This window comes from Micromonospora sp. PLK6-60, from assembly GCF_019890675.1.
Lineage (GTDB): Bacteria > Actinomycetota > Actinomycetes > Mycobacteriales > Micromonosporaceae > Micromonospora.
Genome location: NZ_JAIOAA010000003.1, coordinates 17,343 through 31,840 on the forward strand (window position 1 = coordinate 17,343; position 14,498 = coordinate 31,840).

The 14,498-nt window shown below is 71.8% G+C and carries 15 protein-coding genes; 9 read left to right on the forward strand and 6 right to left on the reverse strand.

Translation table 11 applies throughout. The features are described 5' to 3' along the window. Nucleotides 1-47: 47 nt before the first annotated feature. Nucleotides 48-1,031: a ketopantoate reductase family protein gene (locus K7640_RS06325; protein WP_222953773.1), complete on the reverse strand. Its 984-nt coding sequence runs from the start codon at nucleotides 1,029-1,031 to the stop codon at nucleotides 48-50. A 74-nt stretch (nucleotides 1,032-1,105) separates the two neighbouring features. After that, the gene (locus K7640_RS06330; RefSeq protein WP_222953774.1) at nucleotides 1,106-1,849 is read right to left on the reverse strand and encodes a M50 family metallopeptidase; all 744 of its coding nucleotides are present in this window, start codon (nucleotides 1,847-1,849) and stop codon (nucleotides 1,106-1,108) included. Between the two features lie 99 nt (nucleotides 1,850-1,948). Between K7640_RS06330 and K7640_RS06335 the strand changes: the two genes are divergently transcribed. Both K7640_RS06335 and K7640_RS06340 read left to right on the forward strand, forming a co-directional pair. Further along, nucleotides 1,949-2,509: a Uma2 family endonuclease gene (locus tag K7640_RS06335; RefSeq protein ID WP_222953775.1), complete on the forward strand. Its 561-nt coding sequence runs from the start codon at nucleotides 1,949-1,951 to the stop codon at nucleotides 2,507-2,509. A gap of 125 nt (nucleotides 2,510-2,634) precedes the next feature. Beyond that, nucleotides 2,635-3,387: a GH25 family lysozyme gene (locus tag K7640_RS06340; protein ID WP_222953776.1), complete on the forward strand. Its 753-nt coding sequence runs from the start codon at nucleotides 2,635-2,637 to the stop codon at nucleotides 3,385-3,387. A gap of 91 nt (nucleotides 3,388-3,478) precedes the next feature. On the opposite strand, the gene K7640_RS06345 is transcribed toward K7640_RS06340, so the two are convergent. Beyond that, complete coding sequence (locus K7640_RS06345; protein WP_222953777.1) at nucleotides 3,479-3,721, reverse strand: hypothetical protein; 243 nt, start codon at nucleotides 3,719-3,721, stop codon at nucleotides 3,479-3,481. Nucleotides 3,722-3,798: 77 nt separating this feature from the next. Continuing rightward, nucleotides 3,799-5,778, reverse strand: a complete 1,980-nt coding sequence (locus K7640_RS06350; RefSeq protein WP_222953778.1) for a serine/threonine-protein kinase — start codon at nucleotides 5,776-5,778, stop codon at nucleotides 3,799-3,801. A 92-nt stretch (nucleotides 5,779-5,870) separates the two neighbouring features. Here K7640_RS06350 and K7640_RS06355 point away from each other — a divergent pair, with 92 nt between their 5' ends. Further along, nucleotides 5,871-6,083 (forward strand): acyl-CoA carboxylase subunit epsilon, encoded by a 213-nt coding sequence (locus K7640_RS06355; protein ID WP_222953779.1) that lies wholly within the window; start codon nucleotides 5,871-5,873, stop codon nucleotides 6,081-6,083. A gap of 107 nt (nucleotides 6,084-6,190) precedes the next feature. After that, a complete protein-coding gene (locus K7640_RS06360) occupies nucleotides 6,191-6,640 on the forward strand; it encodes a hypothetical protein (RefSeq protein WP_222953780.1) in 450 nt (149 codons plus the stop codon). Nucleotides 6,641-6,812: 172 nt separating this feature from the next. Here K7640_RS06360 and K7640_RS30735 read toward each other — a convergent pair whose 3' ends face one another. Then, nucleotides 6,813-6,941, reverse strand: coding sequence for a hypothetical protein (locus K7640_RS30735; protein WP_308042476.1), 129 nt, complete (start codon nucleotides 6,939-6,941; stop codon nucleotides 6,813-6,815). Between the two features lie 1,218 nt (nucleotides 6,942-8,159). Between K7640_RS30735 and mycP the strand changes: the two genes are divergently transcribed. The 5 genes from mycP to K7640_RS06385 all read left to right on the forward strand — a co-directional run bounded on the left by mycP (nucleotide 8,160) and on the right by K7640_RS06385 (nucleotide 13,646). Beyond that, on the forward strand, nucleotides 8,160-9,338 hold the full coding sequence (gene mycP, locus K7640_RS06365; protein WP_374198063.1) for a type VII secretion-associated serine protease mycosin: 1,179 nt from the start codon (nucleotides 8,160-8,162) through the stop codon (nucleotides 9,336-9,338). A gap of 10 nt (nucleotides 9,339-9,348) precedes the next feature. Next, the gene (locus K7640_RS06370) at nucleotides 9,349-10,005 is read left to right on the forward strand and encodes a nucleoside triphosphate pyrophosphatase (RefSeq protein WP_222953781.1); all 657 of its coding nucleotides are present in this window, start codon (nucleotides 9,349-9,351) and stop codon (nucleotides 10,003-10,005) included. A 9-nt stretch (nucleotides 10,006-10,014) separates the two neighbouring features. Next, the gene (locus K7640_RS06375; protein WP_222953782.1) at nucleotides 10,015-10,668 is read left to right on the forward strand and encodes an O-methyltransferase; all 654 of its coding nucleotides are present in this window, start codon (nucleotides 10,015-10,017) and stop codon (nucleotides 10,666-10,668) included. A 315-nt stretch (nucleotides 10,669-10,983) separates the two neighbouring features. After that, entirely contained in the window at nucleotides 10,984-11,793 is an 810-nt protein-coding gene (locus tag K7640_RS06380; protein ID WP_255608341.1) for an ABC transporter ATP-binding protein, read from the forward strand. Continuing rightward, nucleotides 11,778-13,646, forward strand: a complete 1,869-nt coding sequence (locus tag K7640_RS06385; RefSeq protein ID WP_222953783.1) for a hypothetical protein — start codon at nucleotides 11,778-11,780, stop codon at nucleotides 13,644-13,646. Before K7640_RS06380 ends, K7640_RS06385 begins: the two co-directional genes overlap by 16 nt. 92 nt (nucleotides 13,647-13,738) lie before the next feature. Here K7640_RS06385 and K7640_RS06390 read toward each other — a convergent pair whose 3' ends face one another. After that, nucleotides 13,739-14,494 carry an ABC transporter permease gene (locus K7640_RS06390; protein WP_222953784.1) on the reverse strand — a complete coding sequence of 252 codons (756 nt, stop codon included), beginning with the start codon at nucleotides 14,492-14,494 and terminating at the stop codon, nucleotides 13,739-13,741. Nucleotides 14,495-14,498 lie beyond the last annotated feature (4 nt).

Below are 14,498 nucleotides of genomic sequence, written 5' to 3' on the forward strand. Positions count from 1 at the left end.
CCCGTCTTCGCAGGGGACACGCCTGGCGAGGTGGCCGGGGTTGCCGGTCAGTCGAGCATTTTCTCCAGTTCCGCCGGCGGGAAGCCGCCGGCCGGGATCCGCTCCCGGACCGCCCGGCGGACGGCACGCTGCACGGCGGCGTTGACCGGAGCCGGTACGCCGTGCAGCCGGCCCAGCAGCACGACCTCCCCGTTGAGGTGGTCGGCCTCGGCCGAGCCGGCGCCCCGGGCCAGGCTCTGCCAGGTCGAGCCGCCGGCCCGTTCCGCGCCGTCGACCCGGCGGTGCCGGACCAGGTCGCCGCGCTCGGCGGCCTCCTCGTCCGGGGTGGTGTGCGCGATGCCGGCCGCGGCCAGGACCGCCTCCCCCTCGGCCCGTACCCGCTCGACGAGCCGCTCCGGGACGTCCGGGCCGAGCAGTGCCTGGAGGCCGTTGCCGAGGTTGCTGAGCAGCTTGCCGTACTTCCAGCGCATCACGTCGTCCCGGACCGGCGCGACGAACCCGGCGGCGGTCAGGTCGGCGGCGACAGCCCGGGTGGTCCCGTCCGAGCCGGTCGGGTAGCGGCCCAGATGCAGCATGCCCGGGTGCGGGTGCCCGTTGGCGACCACCACGCCCGGCTCCAGGTGGGTGGCCGGCAGCCAGACGCAGACCGGGTGCACCGCGGCGAACAGCCGCAGCGCGGCCCGCTCGTTGGCCACCCCGTTCTGCGCGGTGCACAACGGCAGCCTTTCGCCGGCGGTGCCGCCCCCGGCGACCGGCGCGTCCACCCAGGCGGCCAGCGCCGCCGCCGTGTCCTGCGACTTGACGGTCAGCACCAGCACCGTGTCGGCCGGCAGCGAGGTCTGCCCCGGCCCGTCGGCGGCCGGGCCGCGCCAGGTCACCGCGCCGTCGGGCGTACGCAGGGTCAGGCCGCGCGTCCGGATGGCGTCCAGGTGCGCGCCGCGGGCCACCAGCGTCACGTCACGCCCGGCCTCCCCCAGCCGTACGCCGATGGTGCCGCCGACCGCGCCCGCCCCGATGATCACGTACCGCATGCCCCGATTCTGCCTCGCCGGGTCGGTCCGTGACGGCCGGGCGACGGCAGTTCTGGCGAGGTCGGTGCCCGGGGTCAGCCGATCAGGCCGGCGTCGGTGAGGATCGGGCCGGCCAGCAGCAGCGCGCCGACGACGAGCACGGCCACATTGACCACTCCGAACACCCCGACCCAGAAGAGCGCCGGGAACGGGGTGAGCCCGGCGAGCTGGTCGGCGTCGGAGGCCGGCATCCGGCCGCGGCCGCGCAGGCTCTGCAACTCGAACACCGGTCGTACGCCGCCGAGCAGCAGGAACCAGACGCCGGTCCAGGCGAACGCGGCCTGCACCTGCGGGGTGGCGTACCAGGAGACGGCGAGCACCGCGCCGCCGGTGACCAGCAGCGAGAGCACCCCGTACACGTTGCGGATCAGCACCAGCATGGCCAGCAGCAACGCGACCGCCACCCAGAGCAGCAGGGTGATCCGGTTGCCGGCGAGCAGCCAGGCGCCGGCCAGGCCGACCAGCGACGGGGCGAGGTACCCGGTGAGCAGGGTGAGGATCATCCCGGGGCCGCTGGGCCGGCCGGCGGACAGGGTCAGTCCCGAGGTGTCCGAGTGCAGCCGGATGCCGTGCAGCCGGCGGCCGGTGAGCAGCGCCGCCAGCGCGTGCCCGCCCTCGTGGGCGATGGTGATGGCGTTGCGGGCGATCCGCCAGGGCAGCCGGGTGGCGACCACGGCCAGCGCGAGGACGGCGGTGACCAGGACCAGCAGCGGGGGCGGGTCGGGCTGCGCGCTGAACAGCTTGTCCCACAGGGTGCTCAGGCCGTCGATCGAGAACATGGGCCGGGAGCCTACTCGCTGATCGAGTGTCGGTTCAGGGCCGGCGGACCGTAGGGTGTGAAACTGATCGGGCGAGGCGCCGGAGCGGAGGTGAGGTCGGTGAGCGCAGCCCCCCTGGAGCCCTTCGGGTCGCACGTGGGCCTCTGGACCGAGGCCGACTACCTCGCGCTGGGTGAGAGCCGCGACCGCATCGAACTGCTCGACGGGAGCCTGATCGTGAGCCCTGCTCCGAGCCGACGACACCAGCGGGTGGCGCGACGACTGGCGAACAGCGTCGAACAGGCGGCGGAGCCGGCCGGCCTCTTCGTCTACGACGCCATCAACGTGCGGCTCGGCGTCGACCGGATCGTGATCCCGGACCTTGTCGTCACCGATGCCGACGACGATGGCGTGTTCCTCGACGCGGATCGGATCGCGCTCGTCGGAGAGATCGTCTCGCCCGGGAACGGCGCCGCGGATCGGGTGCTGAAGATGCAGCTGTACGCGATCGCCCGCATCCCGTGGTATCTGCTGGTCGAGCAGGAGGGCGAGGGCCTCGCGCTGCGGCTGTACCGGCTGGACGGCGGGCACTACGTCGAGGACCGGGTGGCCAAGGCCGGCGAGACGCTGGCGCTGACGGAGCCGTTCCGTTGGCAGCTCGATCCCGCCTCGCTGCGCTGAATCACCGCCCGTCGGTCCCGGGTCTCCAGCACGGGTTGGGTGAAAATTTGTTCAGTGACTCTTGCGATCTTGGGCATTAACCTTCAAAGATGTCTGTCAATTGATCGGCGTCTCTGGAGGCATCCATGACCCGTACCAGAATCTCCGTGCGCCGGCTGCTCGCGGCCGGCCTGACCGTTCTCGCCACCGCCGCCGCGGCGCTCGTCGCGACCAGCGGCCCGGCCGCCGCCGCCACGGTGGCCGGCGTCGACGTCTCGCGCTACCAGGGCACGATCAACTGGACCAGCGTCCGCAACGCGGGCATCGAGTTCGCCTTCATCAAGGCCACCGAGGGGACCAGCTACAAGGACCCGAACTTCAACACGAACTACGTCAACGCCTACAACGCCGGGGTGATCCGCGGGGCGTACCACTTCGCCCGGCCGAACATCTCCTCCGGCGCCACCCAGGCCGGCTACCTGGCCAGCAACGGCGGCGCCTGGTCGGCGGACAGCCGCACCCTGCCCGCCGCGCTGGACATCGAGGCGAACCCGTACAGCGGCGGCACCTGCTACGGCCTGAGCACCACCGGCATGCGCAACTGGATCCAGGACTTCCTGAACACCTACCGGTCCCGCACCGGCCGGTACGCGGTCATCTACACCACCACCAGCTGGTGGAACCAGTGCACCGGCAGCTGGACCGGCCCGTGGGCCAACCACCCGCTCTGGCTGGCCCGCTGGTCGAGCACGCCCGGCACCCTGCCGGCCGGCGCCTCCGTGTGGAGCTTCTGGCAGTACACCAGCACCGGCAGCGTCTCCGGGATCAGCGGCAACGTCGACCGCAACTACTGGAACGGCGACCGCAGCCGGCTGATCGCGCTGGCGAACAACACCTGACGAGCGGGGCCGCCCGGGTCGGCGGCAGCGGGATCACCTGGCGCTCAACGATCGCCAACCGGTCCGGCTGCCGCCACCCTCACGTCCGGCCTCAGGCCCTCCGTCGCGTCACGCCGGGCACGGTGACCGGCGCGGGGATCCGCTCGCGGCGCACCGGGGCGGCGCGGCGCGTCAGCCGCCAGGCGGTCACCCCGGCGACGGTGAGGAACACGACCGCGAGCAGCGCGATCAGGACCGACAGACCCGCGCTGACCAGCAGCAGCACCGCGTCGCCGAGGGCGACGAGCATCCACAGTGCCAGTCGGGGGCGGGCGTCCTTGCGTCGGTGACCCATGTCGTACCTCCCTTCCGTCGTGCGGAAGGGATACCCCGCCCGACGGAAGGTCATGCGAACGAAATTCGCAGCGCCGGTCAGTTGCGCCGGTCGGGCTTGAAGTGCCGGACGATCTGGGCCCAGTCGGCCAGCTTCGCGTCCCACTGCGCCTCCGGGATCTCCCAGCGCAGGGCGTAGCCCCGGTCGGACGCCGTGACGAAGCCGCGGTTGCGCACGTGGATCCGGGTGCCGTTGTCGGTCTGGTACCAGTCCCAGTCGGCGCAGGTGCGGTAGTAGGTGCACCGCTCGATGCCGATCAACTGGTAGTTCTTGACCTTGTCCTTCCGGTACGGCTCGATGCGCCGCCAATCGGCGACCGCGTCGTCCTTCGGATCGGGCGTCCACTGGACGAGCAGCTTGCCCACCCCGTTGGGTCCCCGGTAGACCGCCGTGTCGGATCCGGTCCGCCCGCCGCTCCAGCCGGGCGGCAGCGGCACGGCGTAGCCGGGCCCGTCGGTCTTCAGCGTCCACCCCGCGGGCAGGGCCGGGGCGTTCGGCGAGGAGGGCTGCGCGGACGGGGTGGCGCTCGGCGCCGCGCTGGTGGGGTCGGTGGTGGGCGGCGCGGGCGCGGGCGCCGCGCTGGAGGTCTCCCCGGACGGCGCCACCGACGACCCGCCCGGCCCGCCCGGCGCGGCCGAGCCGCCCCCGGTCGCGCCGGTCTGCGGCGTCTCCTTCTTGCCGTCGCCGGAGTTGAGCAGCGGCACCAGCACCACCAGGCCGATCAGCAGCACCGCGACCAGCGCGCCGATCAGCAGATTGCGCCGCTTGTGGTCCGGCTTCGTGCCGGGCACCACGGTCGCCCGGCCGGCCGCCGGGTCCGCCTGCGCCGGCATCACCGAGGTGGGGTTCACCGGGGCGCGGCGCTCCTTGGCCGGCGGCGGGTCGACCCGGGCGGTCGGGTCGGCGTCCGTGCTGGCCGGCGCCGGGGTCTCGACCTTCGCCGTCGGCTCGGCGTCGACCGGGGCCGGCACCTTCGCGGTGGCGTCCTCGCCCGCCGACGCCGCCGAACCCGCCGCGACCGCGCCCGCCGCCGCAGCGGCGGCGTTCGGCCGGCTGCGCGGGGTGGGCGGCGGCGTGATCTGCTCGTCCGACGAGGTCTCGGCCGGCCGCGGCGCCGGCACCACCCGGGAGCGCGGCTCGCGCGGACCGTTCGGCCCCGGCCGGCGTACGCCGTCCAGCAGCGAGATGCTCTTGGCCCGCTTGCCGCCGGCCCGGCGCAGCAGCCGCTCCGCCACCTCGGCGGTGATCCGCTCGGTCGGGTCCTTGCGCAGCAGCCCGTTCAGCACCGGCTTCAGCGGGCCGGCGTTCTTCGGCGGCGGCATCGGCTCGGTGGCCAGGGCGGCCAGCGTGGCGATCGCCGACGGCCGGGCGTACGGGGACTTGCCCTCCACCGCCGCGTAGAGGGTGGCCCCCAGTGACCACAGGTCCGCCTCCGGGCCGGCGGTGCCGTCCTTCGCCCGCTCCGGGGCGATGTACGCGGGCGAGCCGAGCACCATGCCCGTGCGGGTCACGTTCGGGTCGCCGGGGATGGTGGCCAGCCCGAAGTCGGTAAGCACCACCCGGCCGTCGTTGCCGAGCAGCACGTTGCCCGGCTTGATGTCGCGGTGCATCACCCCGGCCTTGTGCGCCGCCTTCAGCGCGCCGAGCACCCCGAGCCCGATCTCCACCGCGCGGGCCGGGGACACTGGGCCGTCCTCGGCGAGGGTGTCCTGCAACGACTTCGACGCCACGTACTCCATGACGATCCACGGGTCGCCGTCGGTGCGCAGCACGTCGAAGATGCGGACCACGTTGATGTGGTTGAGCCGGGCGATGGCCCGGGCCTCCCGCAACGACCGTTCGCGCATCTCACGGCGCTCGTCGTCGGTGAGGCTGGGCGGCGGGACGAGTTCCTTGATCGCCACGTCGCGGTGCAGCACCTCGTCGCGCGCCTTCCACACCCTGCCCATGCCGCCCTGGCCGAGCGGCGAGATGAGCCGGTACCGGTCGGCGACAAGTTGGGGAAGCGCGTTCGACATCGCAGGAGACGGTACCCGGCCGGGCCCGATGACACACCGCCGGCACGCCACTCTGCGGCGAAGGTCAACTTCTTGACGCGTACGCTGGCGTCATGTCTGCCGATGAGCCGCTGTTCCGGGTCGTCCGCGGCGTGCCGACCGCCGAGGAGTTGGCCGCGCTGGTGGGTGTCATCGCCGCCCGCTCACGCCCGGTGGCCCCGGCCGCGCCGGCGCCGGCGTCGCTCTGGGCCCGCAGCGCGCGGCCCACCGGCGCGGCGCTCGCCGCCGGCCGCGGCGCGTGGCGCGCCGCCGGCCTCCCCCGCTGACCAACCTGGCGTACGCCGCTTCCCGGGCGCCGGCGGGGCTGCCGGCGCTGGCTCACAGCCGTTAACCTCACTCAGGGAAACGGAGCCGTGACGGTTAGGGAGTGCGGATGATCCCTCAGGAGGACCGCCCAGCGTCCTGGTTGCACGGCTACGGCGGCATCGAGGCCGACATCCGCCAACTCCGCGAGTTCGCCGAGCGTCTCGAGGCGGAGGTGCGGCAGAACTACGGGCCGCACCTGTCGTACATCGCCGACGACATGACCGCGCCGATCCCCAACCCGTACGACGTCTTTCAGGAACTGGTGCAGTTCCTGCGCGCGCACCACGAGACCCAACAGGCCACCGCCGACATGATCTTCGACGTCCGGGACGCCACCGGCCACCTGGCCGCCGCCGCGGGCAAGGTCGCCGCCGCGTACACCGGCGCCGACGCCTTCTCCGCCGCCCGGGTGGCCGACGTGGAACGCGCCCTCGCCGACCCGTCCACCGCCCGCCCCGGCCCCGGCCTCGTGCTCGACAACCCCGACCGGACGGACAACCGCGGGGCGGTGCTCTGATGATCGAACGTGGTGGCAGCGGGCGGGCCGGCCTCACCGACTGGCAGTCGATGGACGTGCTGAGCATGTGGTCCCTCGTCGAGGACCACGACACCGCCAACCACTGGCGGCAGGTCTCCGGCTGGGCAAAGGTCTGCGACCTCGCCCAACTGCACCTGAGCCGATTGCAGACCTACCGCGACGGGCTGGCCCAGGCGTGGCCGCCGGAGACCAGCGCCGCCTCCGGGGCGTACCTGGCCGAACTCGACGGGCTGATCGACCGGGTACGCCGCACCCACGACGCCGCCTCCGCCAACCTCACCGCCCTCTCCGCCGCCACCCGCGCCATCGACGACGCCCGCCGGACACTGCGGCCCGTCTTCGACGAGTACGTCGACAAGCTCAGGCGCAAGCAGGCGTACGAGGAGACGGTCCGCGACCCGAAGGCACTGATGGGCAGCCGACTGCCCGACGCACCGGTGACCGAGACGGAGCTGAACCGGCTGGATGTGCAGGCGCGCGGCATCATGTACGGCCTCAGCGGGGAACTCCAGCAGGCCCAAGTGGCACTTCGACAGCCGCCTCCAAAGTCCTGGGGGCCGATCCAACATGAGACCTCCGACCTGTATGCAAATTCCCCCGCCCCGATAATTCCACCGATAGTTCCTGCACCGACACCCACGGTCGGAGCGAGCACCTCATTGCGTCAGCCGGTGTTGCCCTCCCCTCAAATCCCAGCAAAGTCGTCAATCGTCAGCCCAGTGCTCGGCGGCACCAAGCATGCCCACACGGGCCCAACGCTCGGGGCCTCACCCATCGCAGGCCCAGGGCCGATCCTTGGCGGTGCAAGTTCCCCGACGGCTTCGCAACTCAACCCGAACATTCCGGTCGTGCCACCTCCCACGCCTGCCGGCACTTCTCCTGGCACAGGCCTACCTCCGGCGCTTCCACCAATCACCCGTTCGAACGGACGCGCTAGCAGTTCAGGGTCTCATCTCGGCCAGCCCCAAACGCCCGGTCGTGGATTTAATGGCGGGATCAATTCCGGGCATACTGCCCCAACCAGCCCGCCTAGATCGTTGCCTGCCAGCGGCATGATCGGCGGCAGCCCACCGACAAGTCGGATCCAATCATCGAGCGGCGAGCCTCAACGCCGGGTGAATCCCGTCGGCGGTGTTATAGGAGGCGGCGGCGCCGGAACCGCCCCGTCTGGCGCAGCAGGCTCTCGGCCTGGCGCCGTACGCGGCGGCCAGCAGGGGATGCAACACGGGATGCCGCCACTCGGCGGCGCTCTGGGCGCAGCACACGGCAGCACTGAGGATCGGCGCGTCGGTGGCAGACCCCTGGGTCTACATGGAGCCGCTTACGCCCAAGGTGGAGTAGGCACAGGGCGGTCCAGTCGCCGCGACGACGACCACGGAGGGCCACAGCACTGGGATCCCGATAATCCGTGGGAAGTCCAAGAGGGTGTAGCTCCGGTGGTTCGGCCCTCACATGACGAGGGACCAATCGATCCGGGCCCGGCCATCGGCTTTAACCGGTGAGGCGGCGACGGGGCCGGGCTTTCTTCGTCCTTCTCGCCTTCTCCGTAATTAACTCGTTAGTAGTAGTAGTCCCAGCTACTGCGGCGCCAGACACGGACGGAGCCGCCCGCGTCCGGTACGACCAGTGGCACCTTCGTTATCTCGGAACCGACGAGGCAAACAAGATTAGTAAAGGCGCGGGCGTTACGGTGGCAGTCCCCGACACCGGCGTCGACCCCCACCCCGACCTAATCCGCAACCTGCTACCCGGCACGGATCTCATTCCAGGAGGACATGGCGACGGCCGTGAAGACCGAGACAGTCATGGAACATCAATGGCTGGCCTGATAGCAGCGCATGGGCGCGGCAGCACCCGAGGAGCTCTCGGTATTGCGCCTGAGGCCAAGATAATTCCCATTTACGGAATCCCGACAGCAAGGCAGGGAAACAGCGCCACCCTTGCATCCGCGATAAGATGGGCTGCTGCTCACCGCGCCAGCATAATAAGCGTTTCCGGCGCCACCGGTGCGACCCCTGAATTAGAGGAAGCGGTTGGAGAAGCTATCTCAGCAAATATCGTCATCATAGCTGGAGCTGGCAATCGGCCAGACGATAGCCGCGTCGGTTATCCAGCGGCATACGACGGCGTGATCGCTGTCGCTGGCGTGGATCAAAAAGGCCAACATGCGGACGTCTCGGTTACCGGATCGGAGATCGACATCGCGGCCCCAGCCGTCGACATCGTCAGCACGAGCATCGATGGCAAGTACTCCAAGGGGACCGGCACGTCGAGTGCCACCGCGATCGTCGCTGGCGTAGCGGCGCTGATCCGGTCGAAATACCCGAACCTGTCCGCCGACGAGGTCGCACACCGGCTCACCGCCACCGCCGTCGACAAGGGCCCGCCGGGCCGGGACGACCAGTACGGCTTCGGGGTGGTCGACCCGGTGGCGGCGCTCACCGCGGACGTACCCACACGGGGTGCCCGCCCGACGAGCGGCGCGCCGGCCACGTCGGCCGGCGTCGCGACCACGACGGCGGCCGCCGCTCCGACGCCGACCGGCGATCAGGGCGACGGTGGTGCGACCGTACGTGGGCTGGCCACGCTTGGTGTCCTGGTCGCGGCCGGTGGCGCCTGGGCCCTCGTGCGACGCCGTCGCCGTGCCGACGACCCGCCGCCCCGGATCAGCCGGTAGCGTCGGCGGGGTGTCGAACTCCATGCCGCTGCGCCTCGTGCTCGCTTCGCAGAGTCCCGCCCGCCGCAAGCTGCTTCAGGCCGCCGGCATCGAGCCGGACGTGCTGGTCAGCGGGGTGGACGAGTCCCAGGTGGTCAGCGACCGGGCCGAGGATCTGTGCCTGGAGCTGGCCCGGCTGAAGGCCGAGGCGGTGCTGGGTCGGCTCCGGCCGAGCGCGGACGAGCGCACGTTGGTGCTCGGCTGCGACTCGGTGCTCGCCTTCGACGGGGAGATCCTCGGCAAGCCGGACGACGCGGCGGACGCGACCCGGCGCTGGGTACGGATGCGGGGCCGCAGCGGGGTGCTGCACACCGGGCACTGCCTGATCGACGTGACGCAGCAGGCGCGGGCGGAGGCGGTCGCCTCGACGACCGTGCACTTCGCGGACATCAGCGACGAGGAGATCGCCGCGTACGTGGGTACGGGCGAGCCCCTGGCGGTGGCCGGCGCGTTCACCATCGACGGGCTGGGTGGGGCGTTCCTCACCGGGATCGAGGGCGACCCGGGCACGGTGGTCGGCCTCAGCCTGCCGCTGCTGCGTACCCTTCTCGGCGAGCTGGACCTGCGCGTCACCGATCTGTGGACGAAGGTCGCGCCGGGCGGCCAGTCGGTCGAGCCGCTGGGTTAACGTGCGGTCATGACCCGCAAGTCGCTCCCGCTCACCGACGACCTGCACGCGTACCTGGTCGCGCACGGCTCCGCGCCGGACGAGGTGGTCCGAGACCTGGTGGCGGAGACCGTGGCCGCGCTGCCGGGGCAGGCCGGCATGCAGGTGGCGCCGGAGCAGGCCGGTTTCCTCACCTTCCTGACCCGGATGCTCGGCGCGCGGCGGGCGGTGGAGGTGGGCACCTTCACCGGGCTGTCCGCGCTGGCGATCGCCCGCGGGTTGCCCGCCGACGGCCGGTTGACCTGCTTCGACGTCTCCGAGGATTACACCGCCATCGCCCGTCGCTACTGGTCCCGGGCCGGCGTGGCCGACCGGATCGAGCTGCGCATCGGGCCGGCCGGCGAGACGCTGCGCGAGCTGCCCCGGGAACGGCATCTCGACCTGGCATTCATCGACGCTGACAAGATCGGCTACCCGGTCTACTGGGACGAGCTGGTGCCCCGGATGCGGGCCGGTGGCGTGATCGCGGTCGACAACACCCTGCGCGGCGGTCGGGTGATCGCCCCGGAGGACGCCGCCGACCGGGCGATCGCCGCGTTCAACGACGCGGTGCTGGCCGACGTGCGGGTGGACACGGTGATGCTGCCGATCGCCGACGGCCTCACCCTGGCCCGCGTCCGCTGACGCCCGCCGCTGGGGCACACCCGGACGAGCGCCGCCGATACCCTGTCCTCATCGGTCGGCAGCCACTACTGCCTCGGAACGCCGCTGGCGCGGGTCGAGGCCGGGGCGGCGTTCCGGGCGATCGCGAAACGCCTGCCCGACCTGCGCGTGGCCGGTGAGCCCCCACGCCGCGACTCCTTCGTCAGCCACGGCATGCCGCACTTCCCCTGCACAGCGGGAGGAAGCAGTGGCTCAACCCTGTTGTCGGCGCCGCCGTCCGGAGCGCGGGTCGGGGCAGGCGGGGCCCGCCGGCACCTAGTGACATCGAGGGGAATCATGGAGCAAGCGACCGCTCGGCACGCCGGCGCGGAAAGTCCTGATGGGGATGACCGGCCGGCGGCGTTGCGACTGTCCGGCTTGCACAAGGCGTTCGGCGCGAACACGGCGGTCGACCATGTCGATCTCGTGGTGCCGCAGGGCTCGTTCTTCGGACTGGTCGGGCCCAACGGGGCGGGCAAGACGACGTCCTTGTCCATGGCAGTCGGGCTGCTACGCCCGGACGAGGGCACCTCGCGGGTGTTCGGGGTGGACGTGTGGTCCGACCCGGTCGGGGCGAAGGCGCTGCTGGGCGTGCTGCCCGACGGGCTGTCGATGCCGGAGCGGCTGACCGGACGCGAGCTGCTGACGTACATCGGGCAGTTGCGCGGCATCGAGGCCGGCGTGCTGGCCGGCCGGGTCCAGGAGCTGCTCGACGTGATGGAGCTCGGCGGGGCCGAGCGCACCCTGGTGGTCGACTACTCGACCGGCATGCGCAAGAAGATCGGGCTGGCGACGGCGCTGCTGCACGGGCCCCGACTGCTGGTGCTGGACGAGCCGTTCGAGGCGGTCGACCCGGTGTCCGCGGCGGCCCTCAAGGCGATCCTGAACGGGTTCGTGGCCGGCGGTGGCTCGGTGGTGCTCTCCAGCCACGTGATGCCGCTGGTCGAGCAGCTGTGCGACACCGTGGCCATCATGGCCGGCGGCAGGGTCGTGGCGGCCGGTCCGCTGGCCGAGGTACGCGGCGACACCACCCTGGAGCAGACGTTCGTCCGGCTGGTCCGCGGCGACGAGCACACCCGGAAGGGACTGTCGTGGCTGGCGTCCTGATCCGGATGAAGCTGTCGATCATCAGGAACTCGATGACCGGTGGCCGGGCCGCGTGGATGCTTGTCGGCGCGGTCTTCGGCCTGCTGTTCGCGGCCGCCACCATCTGGCTCTCCCTGGTCGAGCTGCCCAACTCCGACGTGCTGGGCGACCTGCTGGCCGGCGTCTTCGGCATGTGGACGCTCGGCTGGCTGATCGGTCCGCTGTGGGGCGGCTCGGCGGTGTTGCGGGCCGACCACTTCACGCTGCTGCCGGTGCCGCGCCGCCGGCTCGCGGTGGGACTGCTGGGGGCGGCGTTCGTCGGGATCACCACCGCGGTCACCGCGCTGGGATTCGTCGGCCTGATCACGTACGGGGCCCGGCTGGGTCTCGTCCCGGCGTTGCTGGCGGTGCCGGTCGCGGCCCTGCAACTGATCTTCGTGGTGCTGCTGTCCCGGGTGGTCTATGCGCTGTTCGGCGTCGTCGCGGCGTCCCGGGCGGGCGCGGCGATCACCGGGGTGCTGTTCGCGGCGATGCTCGTGCTCACCCAGTCCGGCTGGATGATCGTCGTGGCCGTGATGTATTCCGACATCCTCGAGACCGGGTTCTCCCACGCGACCACCGTCACGCTGCGGGCGATCCCGTCGAGCTGGGGCGTGGTGGCGGTGGACGCCGCGGGCCGCGGGGACTGGCTGCTCGCGGTCGCCGCGCCGGTCGGCCTGGCCGTGCTCTGCGTGCTGCTGTTGCTCGTCTGGTCGGTCGAGTTGGGCAACCCGCGCCGGGCCCGGGCCACCATCCGGGGCAGCGCCGGCCGCGCCCCGGTGGGCGGCGGCCCGCTCGACGGTACGACCGGCGCGGTCGTCCGCAAGGAGCTGCGCACCTGGTGGCGTGACCCGTTGCGGACCACCACCGCGGTGGTGCCGATCGCCTGGGCGCTGGGCACCGTACTGCTGCCGTTGACCTTCGACGCCCGACTCCTGCTGCCCTGGGCCGGCCCGGCGCTCGCGCTCTTCGCGATCACCTCGGCCGGCAACCTCTACGGCCAGGACGGCACCGCGCTCTGGCAGACGATGACGACCGGCACCGAGCGCGCCGACGTGCGGGGCCGGCAGTGGGCGTACCTGATCGTCTTCACGCCGCCGGTCATCGCCCTGAGCGTCGCGTTCACCTGGTGGAGCGGTTCCACCTGGACCTGGCCGTGGGTGGCCGCGGCGGTGCCCGCGCTGCTCGGCGGCGGCGCCGGCCTGATCATCTATTCGTCGGTGTTCGGCATGGTCCCGGGCCCTGACGCCCACAAGCGGCCGAGCAACCCGCTTGAGCGCGCCGACACCACGGGCCAGTCCAATGTGCTGTTCTGGGTCGGGCTGGTGCCGCCGGCGCCCGCGCTCGCCGTGGTCTATCTCGGCACCCGGTTCGACCAGCCGTGGCTGACCTGGGCCGGGCTGCCGGTCGGCGTGCTGACCGGCGTCGCCGTCGCCTGGGTGCTGGGCGGCCTAGCGGTCCGGAAGCTCAGCGAGAACGGGTCCGACCTGCTACACACCATGCGCACCGGACGGCCCGCCGCGGTCCGCAACGCCGGCGGCACGGACGTGGCCAGGAAGGGCGGCACGGCCGAGGGGCTGAGTTGGGGCCTCGGCTCGATCCTGCTGGTGCCCCAGGGGATCCTTCCGCTGGTCTTCATCCTGTCCGACGTCCAGGTCAGGTCCTGGTTCCTGGCGATGTACGTGCGGCCGGTCTTCGGAGTGCCGATCGCCGTGGTCAGCATCCTGGCCGGCGTCGCCCTGTACGCCCGGGCCGTCATGACCAGGGTCGACAACCGGGCCGGGCGGGCCGGTGCTCCTTCGCCGGCCGAGGATCGCGAGGTCGGGCTGGTCTGACCAGCCCGGCTCGCGGTGTTAAGAGGGGGCCCCTGCTCTACCGGAGGCGTTAACAAGGGCACCCTCCTATCAGCGGACGCTGCGCGCTCCTTTCAGCGGACGCTGCGCGCGAACTGGCGGGCCGCCCAGAAGACGCCGGCCACCGCGAGCACCGTGATGATGGCCAACCCCTGCCAGACCTTGTCGTTGCCGAGTTCACCGACGAAGAGGGCCCGCACCCCGTCGACCGCCCAGGAGAACGGGTTCCACTTGGCGACGCCCTGGAGCCAGCCAGGGGCGAATGTGAGCGGCAGCAGGATGCCGGAGAGCAGCAGCACCGGCTGGGCGACGGTGTTCATCAGCGGGGCGAGCGCGTCCTCGCTCTTGACCTTGAGCGCGACGCCGTAGGAGACGGCCGAGGTCATCAGCGCGATCAGCGCCAGCATCAGGTACGCCAGGAGCAGGTAGCCGAGCGAGACGCGCAGGTCGAACAGGAGCGCCAGCAGGGTGATGATGACCGCCTGCGCGAGGAGCGAGACCACGTCCCGCAGGGAGCGGCCGAGCAGCAGGGCGAGCCGGCTGACCGGGGTGACCCGGGACCGCTCGATGATCCCGGCGCGCAGCTCGGCGATCAGGCCGAAGCCCTGGAACAGGCCGCCGAAGATGGCCAGCAGCACCAGCAGGCCGGGCACGAAGATCTTGTACGCGGCGGCCTGGGTCGACGCGTTCAGCGCCGGCTTGAGCAGCGGGGCGAAGAGCAGCAGGTACATCACCGGCTGGAAGACACCGACGAAGATCCAGACCGGGTTGCGCAGCAGCAGTTGGGTCTGCCGCCGGAAGATGAGCCAGGTGTCGCGGGCGAGTTTCATGACA